The sequence below is a fragment of the Sinomicrobium oceani genome (assembly GCF_900119185.1).
Taxonomy (GTDB): domain Bacteria; phylum Bacteroidota; class Bacteroidia; order Flavobacteriales; family Flavobacteriaceae; genus Sinomicrobium; species Sinomicrobium oceani.
In genome coordinates this window covers 19,285-34,266 of the sequence record NZ_FPJE01000002.1, presented here as the reverse complement: position 1 = coordinate 34,266, position 14,982 = coordinate 19,285, and the positions used below count along the sequence as shown (strand labels likewise).

Annotated in this window: 15 protein-coding genes; 12 read left to right on the top strand and 3 right to left on the bottom strand. The window is 45.5% G+C overall.

Annotated features, from left to right (window positions below; genetic code table 11):
- The first annotated feature begins 49 nt into the window (after positions 1-49).
- Complete coding sequence (locus tag BT112_RS01720; RefSeq protein ID WP_072315611.1) at positions 50-853, top strand: SDR family oxidoreductase; 804 nt, start codon at positions 50-52, stop codon at positions 851-853.
- 95 nt (positions 854-948) lie between these two features.
- The gene (gene fsa / locus BT112_RS01715; RefSeq protein WP_072315610.1) at positions 949-1,605 is read left to right on the top strand and encodes a fructose-6-phosphate aldolase; all 657 of its coding nucleotides are present in this window, start codon (positions 949-951) and stop codon (positions 1,603-1,605) included.
- Positions 1,606-1,770: 165 nt separating this feature from the next.
- Here fsa and BT112_RS01710 read toward each other — a convergent pair whose 3' ends face one another.
- Positions 1,771-3,186 (bottom strand): TlpA family protein disulfide reductase, encoded by a 1,416-nt coding sequence (locus tag BT112_RS01710; RefSeq protein ID WP_072315609.1) that lies wholly within the window; start codon positions 3,184-3,186, stop codon positions 1,771-1,773.
- Positions 3,187-3,376: 190 nt separating this feature from the next.
- On the opposite strand from BT112_RS01710, the gene BT112_RS01705 reads away from it, so the two are divergent.
- On the top strand, positions 3,377-5,002 hold the full coding sequence (locus tag BT112_RS01705; protein WP_072315607.1) for an ABC-F family ATP-binding cassette domain-containing protein: 1,626 nt from the start codon (positions 3,377-3,379) through the stop codon (positions 5,000-5,002).
- 182 nt (positions 5,003-5,184) lie between these two features.
- On the opposite strand, the gene BT112_RS01700 is transcribed toward BT112_RS01705, so the two are convergent.
- Both BT112_RS01700 and BT112_RS01695 read right to left on the bottom strand, forming a co-directional pair.
- Positions 5,185-5,709 (bottom strand): hypothetical protein, encoded by a 525-nt coding sequence (locus tag BT112_RS01700; RefSeq protein ID WP_083564729.1) that lies wholly within the window; start codon positions 5,707-5,709, stop codon positions 5,185-5,187.
- A 19-nt stretch (positions 5,710-5,728) separates the two neighbouring features.
- Complete coding sequence (locus tag BT112_RS01695) at positions 5,729-6,583, bottom strand: OmpA family protein (protein WP_072315604.1); 855 nt, start codon at positions 6,581-6,583, stop codon at positions 5,729-5,731.
- A gap of 448 nt (positions 6,584-7,031) precedes the next feature.
- Here BT112_RS01695 and hisG point away from each other — a divergent pair, with 448 nt between their 5' ends.
- From hisG to BT112_RS01650, 9 genes are all read left to right on the top strand, one after another.
- Entirely contained in the window at positions 7,032-7,889 is an 858-nt protein-coding gene (hisG, locus tag BT112_RS01690) for an ATP phosphoribosyltransferase (protein ID WP_072315602.1), read from the top strand.
- 199 nt (positions 7,890-8,088) lie between these two features.
- Positions 8,089-9,378, top strand: a complete 1,290-nt coding sequence (hisD, locus tag BT112_RS01685) for a histidinol dehydrogenase (protein WP_072315601.1) — start codon at positions 8,089-8,091, stop codon at positions 9,376-9,378.
- A 10-nt stretch (positions 9,379-9,388) separates the two neighbouring features.
- Positions 9,389-10,432, top strand: coding sequence for a histidinol-phosphate transaminase (gene hisC / locus BT112_RS01680; RefSeq protein ID WP_139275969.1), 1,044 nt, complete (start codon positions 9,389-9,391; stop codon positions 10,430-10,432).
- Between the two features lie 53 nt (positions 10,433-10,485).
- Positions 10,486-11,619, top strand: a complete 1,134-nt coding sequence (gene hisB / locus BT112_RS01675; protein WP_072315597.1) for a bifunctional histidinol-phosphatase/imidazoleglycerol-phosphate dehydratase HisB — start codon at positions 10,486-10,488, stop codon at positions 11,617-11,619.
- Positions 11,620-11,700: 81 nt separating this feature from the next.
- A complete protein-coding gene (hisH, locus tag BT112_RS01670) occupies positions 11,701-12,282 on the top strand; it encodes an imidazole glycerol phosphate synthase subunit HisH (protein WP_072315596.1) in 582 nt (193 codons plus the stop codon).
- Between the two features lie 35 nt (positions 12,283-12,317).
- Positions 12,318-13,055 carry a 1-(5-phosphoribosyl)-5-[(5-phosphoribosylamino)methylideneamino]imidazole-4-carboxamide isomerase gene (gene hisA, locus BT112_RS01665; RefSeq protein ID WP_072315595.1) on the top strand — a complete coding sequence of 246 codons (738 nt, stop codon included), beginning with the start codon at positions 12,318-12,320 and terminating at the stop codon, positions 13,053-13,055.
- A gap of 35 nt (positions 13,056-13,090) precedes the next feature.
- Positions 13,091-13,846: an imidazole glycerol phosphate synthase subunit HisF gene (gene hisF / locus BT112_RS01660; RefSeq protein WP_072315894.1), complete on the top strand. Its 756-nt coding sequence runs from the start codon at positions 13,091-13,093 to the stop codon at positions 13,844-13,846.
- A 35-nt stretch (positions 13,847-13,881) separates the two neighbouring features.
- Positions 13,882-14,478, top strand: coding sequence for a bifunctional phosphoribosyl-AMP cyclohydrolase/phosphoribosyl-ATP diphosphatase HisIE (gene hisIE, locus BT112_RS01655; protein WP_072315594.1), 597 nt, complete (start codon positions 13,882-13,884; stop codon positions 14,476-14,478).
- Between the two features lie 42 nt (positions 14,479-14,520).
- Entirely contained in the window at positions 14,521-14,958 is a 438-nt protein-coding gene (locus tag BT112_RS01650) for an META domain-containing protein (RefSeq protein WP_083564728.1), read from the top strand.
- The last annotated feature ends 24 nt before the right edge of the window (positions 14,959-14,982 follow it).

The window sequence follows — 14,982 nt, the reverse complement described above, 5'->3', positions numbered from 1 at the left end:
AATAAAGTATCTTCGTTTGCGGAGTCCGTGAGGGATAAAAAAGTATTTTATGTCACAGGTAGTTTTGATTACGGGAGGTTCGTCGGGTATAGGAAAATGTATCGGGGAGTTTCTGGTATCCAAAGGGTATAAGGTCTATGGTACCAGCCGTAATCCGGAACGTGTAAAAGGTTCGCAGTTTCCTTTGCTTCGTATGGATGTGCGGGAAAGGGAGAGTATCTCCGGAGCGGTTGATGAGCTGTTGCGCACAGAAGCCCGTATCGATGTGCTGATCAATAATGCAGGAGTCGGAATCACCGGTCCGCTTGAAGAAATTCCGGATACCGAAATACTCAATAATTTCGAAACCAATGTTTTTGGTCCTATGCGTGTGATTCAGGCCGTGTTGCCTATGATGCGGCAGCAACAAAAAGGACTTATCATTAATGTGACCTCCATCGCCGGCTATATGGGATTGCCGTATCGCGGTATTTATTCAGCTTCCAAAGGTGCACTGGAGTTGCTGACAGAGGCGCTGCGTATGGAGATCAAGGCCTTCGGGGTGGAAGCGGTAAATATAGCGCCAGGGGATTTTGCGACCAATATTGCAGCAGGAAGATATCACGCTCCCGTAAAAGAAGGGTCGCCCTACGAAAAGGTATATGGCGATGTCCTTAGGACAATGAACGATCATGTGAACAGCGGGGGAGATCCTCAGGATATGGCCAGGGCCGTGTATAGTGTTATGCAGAAGAAATCACCTGCCGTGCATTATAAGGTAGGTGCCTTTATGCAGAAGTTCTCTATTGTGCTGAAACGGATTTTACCCGATAAAACTTACGAAAGATTGCTGATGAATCATTATAAATTGTAGTTTTGTAGTCTAAAGTACTATAAGCCCTTTTAGCTATCGGAATACACGTAAGGAACCAAAATAAATGAAAAACCAATATATTAAAAGTTAAAAAAATGAAGTTTTTTATAGACACTGCCAATTTACAGCAGATCGAAGAAGCCCAGGCTCTCGGAGTGCTGGATGGCGTTACCACTAATCCTTCGCTTATGGCTAAAGAGGGAATTACCGGCCGGGATAATATCCTGAAGCATTATGTAGATATCTGTAACATCGTGGAAGGAGATGTTTCTGCCGAGGTTATCGCTACCGATTTTGAGGGAATGATCAGGGAAGGAGAGGAATTGGCTGAACTTCACGAGCAGATCGTGGTTAAGGTGCCGATGATAAAAGACGGAGTGAAGGCTATAAAGTACTTCACCGACAAAGGCATCCGAACCAACTGTACACTGGTATTTTCTGTAGGGCAGGCCTTGCTCGCCGCAAAGGCGGGAGCAACATACGTATCGCCGTTTATCGGGAGACTGGATGATATTTCTACGGATGGGCTTAACCTTATCGCGGAGATCCGTCAGGTCTATGATAACTACAATTTCGCTACGGAGATCCTGGCGGCTTCTGTTCGTCATACGATGCACGTTATCGACTGTGCCAAAATAGGAGCGGACGTAATGACAGGACCGTTATCATCCATCACCGGACTTCTGAAGCACCCGCTGACTGATATCGGCCTGGAGAAATTCCTTGAAGACTACAAAAAAGGAAATTCCTGATGCGGGATTTTATAGAATAAGTACCGGTTTTACCGGATAAAAACGGAGTTTGCAAGATGGTGAACTCCGTTTTTTTATTAATAAACGGAGAGAGGGGATTGGGTTATTTAGTTGATAGTTTGTAGTGGAGAACAGAGGCGGCTGGAATGTACCGAATCCCCTGGGTTAATTCATCGAACGGAGAATATCGTGAAACTCCGGGCTTTGGATATATGTAAAAGCGTTGATGATAGTACTCTTATTATCGACGAGAATAACCTTATTGAGGTTGTTTACAGTAAGTCCTTTGCTGATCTTATCGCGTTTCAGAGAAAGGTATTGTTGTTCTTTTCTCAGGTTGTTAATAGCGATGGTCTCGATCCAGTCTTCGTAGTTTTCATTCAGGCAGATCCCTACGAAATTCACGGCGGGGTATTCTTTCTGAAGGGCCATTATATATTTGTTGATGTATTTGGAGTGGCCTTTCTGGAAAAGAGTCCAGAAATAAACTACGGTATTTTTATTGTGACAGACATCGTCCAGGTTGGTATGATGCCCGCTGATATCTACAAGTTGCAACGACGGAACGTGAGCTCCTTTTTGTAAGTTCCTGATATTGGTGTATAAGGACTGCACTTCGTCGAGATACTTATTGTCCCCGTCCAGTTCCAGGAACTTGTCCATAAACAGTTTGTTGTTGGCTTCGTCCTGATCCTCGAGGTAATAGGTGTAGGCTGTATTGCGGAAGAGGTAATCTTTCAGACCCTTTTCATCGACCTTATTATCGATAAGTTTTAATTTGTGTATGTAATAGTGTACCGAGTTTTCATTGGAATCTTCCTTACGCGGACATTCATCCACGCATTTGCTATAGGCCAGTCCGTTGAAATGATAGACCATGAAATCAAAATAGGGTTTGTAAAACCGTAATTCCTTATCGTTGTAATTGACATTATCGCGGAAGGCATAAAAGCCTTCGGGCATATTTACGGGTTTCTTCCGATCGGTATTCTTTAATTTTTTGTACATATACGGGTAAAATTCCCGATAGCGGTAATTGGGATAGTCTATGGAGGCCCGGGCTACGTTCTTGGCGGGTCCGGAGAGGCGCTGGGTAACAATAAGGTGTTCGTACTGCTCCATTTTCATCTGGCGCAGCGAATCAATTTTACGACTGAAGTGTACAGGCTCCAGGTTGTAATAACTATAAATGAGTTTTTGCTCATCTTCATCGAGCAGGTACATTTCTATCAGGAAATTGTTTTTTTCGGCTCCTTTGCCGGAAAAGACGAGCGATTCGTCAAAATTGAGCGTATTTACCCTGGCCAATACACTATCGCCCCCCTGGATGAACACGTATTGATGCTCAGGGAAGTGCCTGAATTTAAAAAGGTCACCTTTCTTATCTCGCAGTTTTATCCGGAATAAAAATCGGTTTTCACTGTTTAATTGTGCGGTATCTATGGGCTCGTCATCGCGATATAAAATAACGACGCTATCCCTTGGATTTATGACTTCGCCTCCGAAATAGGCGATGGTATTTTTAGAATTATCACAACTAATAAAAGGTAATACCAAAAATGCTATCAGCAAGTTCCTCATACAATCCTTTTAAATGTACAGTGCTGAATACTATACTATTTTGTAATTAGCAAATCTAACAAACCTTGGAGTGATGGCGTGTTAATGCGGAGTTAAAAAATGTTCTTAAAAGGGAGGGGGAATACCCTTTGTAATAGTTTGTGTTTTGTTATTTTTGCATCGAGTTAAACAAACTTCAAAAATAAAATAAATGCTAACAGTATCAAATCTTTCTGTACAATTTGGTAAACGGGTTCTGTTTGACGATGTCAACGTTACCTTCACCCAGGGAAATTGTTACGGTATTATAGGGGCCAATGGTGCCGGAAAATCAACGTTTCTAAAAATTCTTTCCGGCAAGATGGATCCTACATCGGGACATATTCACTTGGAACCCGGTAAGCGGATGTCCGTGCTCGAACAGGATCACTATGCGTATGACGAGTACCCGGTACTGGAAACAGTAATACAAGGGAACAAACCGTTGTTTGCCATTAAAAAGGAGATGGATGATATCTATGCCAAGGAAGATTTCAGTGATGCCGATGGTGAACGGGTAGGGGAATTACAGGTACAGTTTGAGGAAATGAACGGATGGAGTGCAGACAGCGATGCTGCAGCACTGTTGTCCAACCTGGGGATATCCGAAGAGTTTCATTACACCCTCATGGGAGACCTGGACGGGAAACTCAAAGTACGGGTGTTACTGGCACAGGCATTGTTCGGCAACCCGGATGTACTTATCATGGATGAGCCGACCAACGACCTCGATTTCGAAACCATAGGATGGTTGGAGAATTTCCTTGCCGGTTATGACAATACTGTGATCGTCGTATCTCACGACCGTCACTTCCTCGATGCCGTTTGTACCCATATATCGGATATCGATTTCGGAAAAATCTCGCATTATTCCGGTAACTATACATTCTGGTACGAAAGCAGTCAGCTCGCTGCAAGACAGAGAGCCCAGCAGAATAAGAAGGCCGAGGATAAAGCCAAGGAACTTCAGGAGTTTATTCAGCGGTTCAGTGCCAACGTAGCCAAATCCAAACAGGCGACTTCCAGGAAGAAAATGCTGGAAAAGCTTAAAGTAGACGATATCAAACCGTCCAGCAGAAGGTATCCGGCCATTATATTCGAGCGGGAAAGAGAAGCCGGAGATCAGATCCTTCATGTCGAAGGGCTGTCTGCATCGCTGGAAGGAGATATCCTGTTCCGCAACGTAGATATTAACCTGGCCAAAGGTGATAAAGTCGCTGTTATTTCGCGCGATTCAAGGGCTACAACCGCTTTTTACGAAATTATCAATGACAAGGAAAAAGCAGATTCCGGGAAATATCAGTGGGGAGTAACGACATCACAATCCTACCTGCCCGTAGATAATGCGGAATATTTTGATAACGACCTGACCCTGGTAGACTGGTTGCGGCAATGGGCCAAAACCGAAGAGGAACGGGAAGAGGTATATGTACGCGGCTTCCTCGGAAAGATGCTGTTCAGCGGGGAAGAAGCCCTGAAGACCGGACGGGTACTTTCCGGAGGAGAAAAAGTACGTTGTATGTTGAGCCGGATGATGATGCTCAGAGCCAATGTGCTAATGCTCGACGAACCTACCAACCACCTCGACCTGGAAAGTATCACGGCTTTTAACAATTCGCTGAAAAACTTCAAGGGAACCGTTATGCTGACCACGCATGACCACGAATTTGCACAGACCGTAGCCAATCGTATCATAGAGCTTACGCCAAACGGGGCCATAGACCGATACCTGACATTCGACGATTATATGAGTGATCCGGTAGTTCGTGAACAACGCGACAAAATGTACAAAAAATAGGAAATCAGTCGTTGTACGACGGATATAAAAAAAGCCGGGAGATGTGACAAACATCTTTCGGCTTTTTTAATGGTATGATGGAATGGGAGTTATGAAGAGGGTGATCTTTTTTGGTCCGGAACTTTATAATTCGGTGGCCCGGATAGCCGTTTGTTCTGTAAATTTAATATTTCGAATAGTAGTTATTCCGGGCTGTTTTTTTTCTTTTTAAGTGCTGAGGCCTGGCCTTTCCAGTCGTCCCGTTTGATCCTTCCGGGGAAGAACTGGATGAGTTCCGTCACCTGGTTCATATCTTCTTCGCGGAACCTGCTGATCTGTTCGAAAGTATAGATACCGATACTGTTCAGTTTTTCTTCGATAAACGGGCCGACACCATTTATCATTTTAAGATCGTCTTTTTCGGATTCTTCTGCAATCCCGATCCGTTCGAAGTCGAGCAGACTGTCTTTCGGATGGTGAAGTTCTCCTTTACGGTTTCTTGTTTTTCGAGCTTTTATCGAAGGGTTCTGATGTCCGAAAGTACTTTGGGCATGTTTATTGAGACTCTCGCGGAGGGCCAGTTTTTCGGAAAGGCATTCGTCAAGTCTTTTGCCGTAAACTTTGGTGCTGTGATTCTTGGCAAAGAAATAGCCCACCAGAAAACACCCGAAGCACATAATAAACAGCCAGACATATTCTATAGCTGCAACAGGGGTGAGTTGATCCATGATATCCTTAGATTTACGGTTAATTTACTTTTATTTCTATACGCCGGTTTTTTCGCCGGCCTTCGATGGTGCTGTTGCTTTCCAGCGGCTGATGAGAACCTTCCGACAGTGCCTCGATCTGAGATTCGGGAATTCCGGCGCTGACCAGGTAATCCATAACGCTCCTGGCTCGCTGAAGCCCTACCCAGTTATTGGCCTCATCAGTCCCGACATTGTCGGTATGCCCTGTAACCAGTATGTTTTTATCGGGGTACTTATCCAGGTATCTCTTCAATTCCCTGGCATAGGCCTGTAGCGTATTATCCGGCTGAAATTTTTCGGAACCGAAGTTGGAATACAGTATTTTGTTAGAGATTCCTTCCTCGATACTCGCGTTGCGGTCTTCGGTAAGTTCGCGATATTCCATGCGGATTCCCCCGCGATAGCGATTGTTATTATCGAATTTAAAATCTTTACGTGCCGAAGTTACACTGATGCGATCAGGGTTTATTCCGTAGGTCGTAAATCGTACTTTTGCACGTTTGGCACGGGCTTCACCAAGCGAATTTTTCTCGCCGTGATTGTGTAGCCCTGTGATATAAAGCTCCTGATCCTGGTTGTCATTGAGAAAATCGAATACTCTTTTCTCCAGATTAAGCGCTTTCCCGAAAAAGAGTACGGAATCTGTGCCCGCGGTTATAGCGATGTCCTTGAGTAGTTGCGGAGAAAAAATAAGTTTTTTTTCCGCGTCAGACAAGGTGTCGGCAGTAACCGGGGAAGACGTTTTATCTGCTGCGGTATCCACACATAACCCCTTGATATGACAGGAGTATATCCAGGTTCCGAAAACAAACCATCCCAGGAAGAAAATAAAAGCAAGAATAAAATTTTTCATATTTTATCTGTATCGCTGTCTCGTGTTTGTATCCGTTTACAGAAGTGTGGGGTAGCCGCACTCCTTTTATGTTTCCAATTTTTGTTAAAAATATAAAATTCCTACATAAGGGGCAATAGTAAATGAAAGAAGATGTCTCGTATTGCGATTTTTTGTTTGTTACAATATCCGGGGAGAATGTTATAAAATTTTAGTATTATTCTTGTCGTATTAAATAATTTTTCATTTAAATTTGCAGCAGAACAAAAAAGAAATGAATACTATAGTTTTACATCATCATCATTTTTACACTTGCACTCAGGCGAGGTGATCATGGTATGCATGTAATTCTTATAAACCATATTAAGCCCGTTTGAGTGTATCAAACGGGCTTTTTTTATTCCGGTATTGCCGGGATAGGAGGAAAAAATATAAAAACATCCCCCGAAGCGGGGTAAACCAACAAAAAATGAGTAAACTAAAAATTGCTATTCAGAAAAGTGGCCGGCTTAACGAGGACTCCCTGAGGATTCTCAAAGATTGTGGCATTTCGGTAAACAACGGAAATGATCAACTCAAAGCCGAGGCTTTTGACTTTCCGATGGAAGTATTATTCCTTCGTAACTCGGATATTCCGCAATACCTCAAAGACGGTGTGGTGGATGTGGCTATCGTAGGCGATAACCTGCTGGTAGAAAAAGGAGAAGGTATCGAGGTGGTAGAAAAACTGGGTTTTTCCAAGTGCCGGGTTTCGCTGGCTGTACCCAAGACTTTCGATTACGCATCGATCAAAGATCTCGACGGAATGCAGATTGCAACGTCTTACCCCAATACAGTCAATAATTATCTCGTTTCCAAAGGGATAAGTGCCGATCTGCATCAGATATCGGGTTCTGTGGAGATCGCCCCCAATATCGGCCTGGCGGATGCCATTGTCGATATTGTATCCAGCGGAAGTACCCTCTTTAAAAATAACCTGAAAGAGGTCGAAGTAATTCTGAAAAGTGAAGCGGTACTCGCTGTTTCTCCGGCTATTTCCGAGGAGAGCAACGCTATTTTACAAAAATTGCGTTTCCGCATACAATCGGTATTGAAAGCGAGGAACTCCAGGTATATCCTGATGAATGTTCCCAACGACAAAATAGAAGCGGTAGGAAATATCCTCCCGGTACTAAAAAGTCCGACGGTCATGCCACTGGCAGAAGAAGGCTGGAGCAGCCTGCACTCCGTTATAGACAAAGATAAATTCTGGGATGTTATCGATGAACTGAAAGCCGTCGGGGCAGAGGGTATATTGGTATGTCCCATAGAGAAAATGGTACTTTAAGATGCTTTGTGGGTCCGGATGTCCGGCCCCATGCCTGTAACGCAGGTACAGCGAGATCCGGAGAGGCAGCTTATCGCAGGCCCGGCGTTAGATCGGGGACAGGTTCGGAGCAACCGGCCCGAAAGTCGTCGGGTTCAGAGCATGCAGAGTACATCGAAAAGAAAAGGCAGATAACCAGGTAATACAAAACTACAGGGATATGAATACGTTTTATGATCCGGCAAGGGAAGAATGGCCGGAGCTTTTAAAAAGACCCACACAGACTATTGGCGATATCGAAGCTATGGTCAAAGAAATTTTCAAGGAAGTACAAAGTAAAGGAGATCGCGCGATAGCCAAATATACCTCGCTGTTCGACGGGGTGGTACTGAAGAACTGCGTGGTGACCGAAGCAGAGATTGCGGCGGCGGAAGCCCTGGTCCCGGAAGAGCTCAAAGCAGCTATAGGCCTGGCTAAGGATAATATCGAAAAGTTTCATACCGCGCAGAAAACAGCCCGTGTTTCGGTAACCACTGCAGAGGGTATCGAATGCTGGCAGGAGAAAAGGGCGATACAGAAAATAGGGTTGTATATTCCCGGTGGAACAGCCCCGTTGTTTTCTACAGTGCTCATGCTTGCCGTTCCGGCCGGTATTGCAGGATCCAGTGAGGTGGTGCTTTGTTCTCCGCCGGATAAACAGGGAAATATAAACCCGGCCATACTGTATACGGCCAAACTCTGTGGTGTAACCCGTATTGTGAAGGTAGGAGGTATCCAGGCTATTGCCGGAATGACCTTCGGTACCGAACAGATCCCGCAGGTGTATAAAATATTCGGCCCGGGTAACCAATACGTGACCGTAGCCAAGCAGCTGGCCACGCAATTCGGTGTGGCTATAGATATGCCTGCAGGTCCTTCCGAACTTCTTGTTGTGGCCGATGACAGCGCCCGGGCAGATTTTGTCGCATCCGATCTTTTGTCGCAGGCCGAGCACGGTACGGACAGCCAGGTAATACTGGTGTCAACTTCGCGTGACCTTATCGAGGAAACAGCGAAGGAGATCGCTGCCCAGATCGGCGAACTCCCCCGGAAAAAAATCGCCGAAGCTGCGATAGCAAACTCCAGGCTGATCTATTTGTCAGATAAAGAAAAAGCACTGGACCTGATCAATTCCTACGGACCGGAGCACTTTATTATATGTACTTCGGATGAGCAGTTTTATGTAGAAGGAATTATCAATGCCGGTTCGGTTTTTATCGGGAATTATACTCCGGAAAGTGCCGGGGATTATGCTTCCGGAACTAACCATACGCTGCCGACCAACGGATATGCCAGAAACTATAGTGGTGTAAACCTGGATAGCTTTACGAAGTCGGTGACCTTCCAGAAAATAACTGCGGAAGGCATACGCCGGATCGGGAATGCAATCGAGATAATGGCCGAGGCAGAAGGTCTTCAGGCTCATAAAAATGCGGTAACCCTGCGTCTTAAAAGCTTGGATAACAATTGATATGAAGACTATGATTTTTCAGATAGACCAACTGGTGCGCCCCAATGTGGCCGCACTGAAGCCGTATTCTTCGGCAAGAGATGAATTTGAAGATTTTGATGCCGATATGGTATTTATCGATGCCAATGAAAACCCGAACGAAACCGATGTGAACCGTTATCCCGATCCGCAGCAACGTAAGGTTAAGGAAGTGCTTGCCAAACAGCAGGACACCGATGTGAAGAATATTTTGCTGGGGAATGGAAGCGATGAAGTTCTCGATCTGCTGTACAGGGCGTTTTGTGAGCCCGCGAGTGATAATGTGATCACCCTGCCGCCCACCTACGGTATGTATAAGGTGCTGGCAGCTATCAATAATGTGGAAAACCGGGAAGTACTCCTGTCCCCGGATTTTCAGCCCAGGGTAAAAGATATTCTCGGTGCTGCCGACGAAAGGACTAAACTGCTGTTTTTGTGCTCACCCAATAACCCTACAGGGAATTCCTTTTCCGAAGACCTGGTTGCCGAATTGTTGGAGCAATTTGCAGGACTGGTAGTGATCGATGAAGCGTATATCGATTTTTCGGGCCGGGAAAGCTGGCTGAAAAGATTATCGGATTATCCCAATCTCGTGATCACTCAGACCCTTTCCAAGGCCTATGGTATGGCAGGGATACGCCTGGGAATATGCTATGCTTCCGAAGAGATTATCGCCGTACTCAATAAAATCAAACCTCCGTATAACGTAAACGAACTAACCCAGCAACGGGCCTGGAAACGACTCCTGGAGTCGGGGAAGGTCGGTGTGGAGATCGGGGAGATCAAAGAACAGAAGACACGGCTTTACACCGAACTGCAACAAGTGGACTATGTCGCTGAAGTTTATCCTTCCGATGCCAATTTTATCCTGGCCCGGGTAGACGATGCAGGCAAACGCTATGACCAGTTGATTTCACAGGGAATCGTAGCCCGAAACCGGACTACCCAGCCGCTGTGCGAAAACTGCCTGCGTTTTACCGTTGGTACCGCCGAAGAAAATGAAAAACTTATCCGCGTGTTGCGGGAACTAAAATAAAAACCTAAAATACCTGATCTGAAATATAACCGTTAGGAAAACAAAAAAGTAACATGCAAAAAGTACTCTTTATAGACAGGGACGGAACCCTGATCAAAGAACCGGAAGACGAACAGATAGATGCCTTTGACAAACTGGAATTCTATCCGGGGATGTTTACCTGGCTGGCACGTATAGCCCGGGAGCTGGATTATGAGCTCGTTATGGTGACCAACCAGGATGGTCTGGGCACCGACGCCTTCCCGGAGGATACGTTCTGGCCCGTACAGAATTTTATGGTAAAAAGCCTGGAAAATGAGGGGATTCATTTCAATGCCGTACACATGGACCGTACTTTTCCTCATGAAAATTCACCCAACAGGAAACCGAATACCGGGTTGCTTACCGAATATTTTTCCGATCGCTACGACCTGGAAAATTCTTTTGTGATCGGTGACCGGCTTACGGATATAGAACTCGCAAAAAACCTGGGTAGCAAAGGGATCTTCATCAATAACGAGACCAACCTGGGAACGGTAGAGATCACGCTCGGACAAGAGGAGATCAGGAACTGTATCGCCCTGGAGACTTCCGACTGGAAAGCTATTTACGAATTCCTGAAACTGGAAAACCGCACCGCTACCATCATCCGTAAAACCAACGAAACGGATATCGCCATAACACTGAACCTGGATGGTACAGGGAAAAGTGATATTTATACGGGGATCGCCTTTTTTGACCATATGCTCGATCAGTTGGCACGCCACGGACAAATGGACCTGGAGATCAAGGTGAAGGGCGATCTCGATGTTGATGAACATCATACCATCGAGGATACGGCCATAGCATTGGGCGAAACCTTTCGTAAAGCACTGGGAAATAAACTGGGTATAGAACGTTATGGCTTTTGCCTCCCTATGGACGATTGTCTGGCACAGGTGGCTATAGATTTCGGCGGAAGAAACTGGCTGGTATGGGAGACGGAATTCAAGCGGGAGATGATCGGGAAGATGCCTACCGAAATGTTTTACCATTTTTTCAAGTCCTTTACGGACGGTGCTGGAGCCAATCTGAACGTAAAAGCAGAAGGCACTAATGAACATCACAAGATAGAAGCTATTTTTAAAGCCTTTGCAAAAGCCATTAAAATGGCTGTAAAACGCGATGTGGAAAAAATGGTCCTCCCAACGACCAAAGGAATGATTTGATATAATAAATCGATGATGGTAAGAGGTTTATTTTGTGGTGTTTAGTGTGTTTTAATAAATCTTTTACTTTAAAAAATACAAATGAAAATAGTTATTATAGACTACGGAGCGGGGAATATTCAGAGCATCCGGTTTGCCATTGCACGTCTGGGATATGAGGCTGTGCTGAGCCATGATCCCGAAACCATCCGCAGTGCAGATAAGGTCATATTTCCCGGGGTAGGTGAAGCTGCAAGTGCGATGGAAAAACTCCGGGCTACGGGGATCGATAAGCTCATTCCGGAACTCCGGCAGCCCGTGCTCGGTATATGCCTGGGCATGCAGTTGATGTGCGCTTCATCCGAAGAAGGCAATACCCGGGGTATGGGAATCTTCGATGTGGAGATCATCAAGTTTACGCCCGAAGTTAAAGTGCCCCAGATAGGATGGAACAGTATATACGGATTAAAGACCGCTTTGTTTAACGGGATCAGGGAGCAGGAATTCATGTATCTCGTGCACAGCTATTATGCACCGGTAAGTGAGGCGGCCATAGCCCTTACCGATTACGGGGTAAAGTATGCTTCGGCCTTGCATAGAGACAATTTCTACGGGGTACAGTTTCATCCCGAAAAGAGCAGTAGTGCAGGAGCTGTCATTCTCCGGAATTTTCTGGAGTTATAGTCATCATGCGATAACCATTAATTATTTAAAAAAACATGAGAATTATCCCGGCCATAGATATTATAGATGGTAAATGTGTTCGCCTGTCCAAAGGCGATTACAGTACACAGAAAGTATACAACGAAAATCCCGTAGAAGTAGCAAAAGCGTTTGAAGCCCACGGTATAGAATATCTTCACCTGGTAGATCTGGACGGCGCCAAAAGCAGTCATATTGTCAATTATAAAATACTGGAGCAGATTGCTTCCCAAACCGGTCTGAAGATCGATTTCGGAGGAGGGTTGAAATCGGATGAGGATCTTCGTATCGCTTTTGAGTGTGGTGCAGGCCAGATTACGGGAGGGAGTATTGCCGTTAAAGACCGGGAGATCTTCCTGGGATGGCTGAAGCAATACGGTCCGGAGAAAATTATTCTGGGCGCGGATGTTTTACCGGGAGAAAACGGAGAAAAAATAGCCATCAGCGGCTGGCTGGAAAATTCAAGTATAGATTTAACACCGTTCATTCAGAAATATCAGGAAGAAGGAGTTAATTATGTAATATGTACGGACATCAGTAAGGACGGTATGCTCAAAGGTCCTGCTTTTGATCTCTACGAACGCCTGCTCGGCGAATGCCCGGGGCTGAAGCTTATTGCTTCCGGGGGGATATCGGCTTTCGAAGAATTACCCCGCCTGGCTGGGCTCGGATGTGAAGGCACGATCATCGGGAAAGCGATCTATGAGGGTAATATCTCTTTAAAAACACTGGAGCAATTTATTATAGCGTCCTGAACGGGCGTATTGCCAAAAACCAAGAATATCAGATGATGTTGACCAAACGAATTATACCCTGTCTGGATATCAAGGACGGGAGGACGGTAAAAGGAGTGAATTTTCTCGATCTCCGGGATGCCGGTGATCCGGTGGAACTGGCTGCCATATATGCAAAAGAAGGCGCAGACGAACTCGTCTTTCTCGATATTTCCGCTACCGAAGAAAAGCGAAAAACCCTTGCCGAACTGGTGAGGCGTGTAGCGGAGAAAGTGGATATACCGTTTACCGTGGGCGGGGGAATCGCTTCGGTAGAAGATGTGGGGATATTGCTGCACAATGGCGCAGACAAGGTTTCTGTAAATTCTTCTGCGGTCAAGGATCCTGCACTTATCGACCGGCTTGCGGGACGTTTCGGTAGCCAGTGTGTCGTAGTAGCCGTGGATGCCAAAAACGTAAACGGAGAATGGCTGGTGCACCTGGTAGGAGGTAAAGTTCCTACGACAATCGGGTTGTATGACTGGGTAAAAGAAGCCGAGTCGCGCGGGGCCGGGGAGATCCTGTTTACCTCTATGGATCATGACGGTACTAAAAATGGCTTTGCAGATGAAACCCTGTCCGCATTGTCGGAGATGATTAACATCCCTGTTATTGCATCCGGAGGAGCGGGAAACATGCAGCATTTTGCCGATACCTTTAAGCATGGTAAAGCGGATGCGGCACTGGCAGCAAGCGTATTTCACTTTAAGGAAATCACCATAGCGGACCTGAAGCAATTTCTCAGGAAAGAGGGCGTAATGGTCCGGTTATAAGGAACATCGCATAAGAAACACTGAAAACAAACGATATGAATATAGATTTTGATAAAGATAACGGATTGGTGCCTGCCATTGTACAGGATGCAGATACCAGGACGGTTCTTATGCTGGGGTATATGAATGCCGCAGCTTATGAGAAGACCGTAGCGACAGGAAAAGTTACGTTTTACAGCAGGAGCAAAAAAAGGCTGTGGACCAAAGGGGAAGAAAGCGGAAATTTTCTGAACCTTGTGGATATTAAGGCAGACTGCGACCGGGACACCCTGCTGGTGAGGGCACAGCCCGACGGGCCTACATGCCATACCGGAACGGATACCTGCTGGAAAGAAGAGAATACTCCGCATTACGGCTTTTTCTCTACCTTGGAGAACGTTATTGCAGGCAGAAAAGCGCAACAGAATTCGGATAGCTACGTCGCCTCACTTTTTGCCAAAGGCATCAATAAAGTTGCGCAGAAAGTAGGAGAAGAGGCTGTGGAAGTGGTTATAGAAGCCAAAGACGACAATGATGATCTCTTTCTCAACGAAAGCGCCGACCTGCTTTTTCACTATCTCATTTTGCTACAGGCCAAAGGGTTTTCCCTTACCGATGTAGAGAAAATTCTCAGGGAGCGACACAAAAAGTAAGTGTTTTTTATTACCTTTAAAGGAAACATTAACACCTGAATCATGAAAAATATCTTTCGCATGTTTGTTTTGGTATACAGTATGGTTGCCATCCTCGTTTCGTGCAATTCCGAACAGAAAGACCCTTTGGAAACCTTGTCTTCCAAAGTTTGGAAACTGGATTCTTTTGCCGGGGAAAAAGCAGACTCTCTGAGTTTTGCTAACGGTATGCCTTATCTGGAGTTTGACAAGGAAAAGATGCATGTTTCCGGTTTTTCCGGCTGTAACCGCCTGATGGGCGGTTTTACGGTAGGTGAAGATCACCGGATAAATCTCGATAAACTCGCATCTACAAAGATGGCCTGTATGGGGGTAAATAAGGAAACGGACTTCCTGGCTGCCCTCGGCAAAGCAGATCATTACAAAGTTAAAGACCGGACATTGCAACTCCGTTCCGGTGACGAGGAACTGATGACTTTTGTGCCGAAGGAAGATCAATAATATACAAATCGTACCCTGCTTATA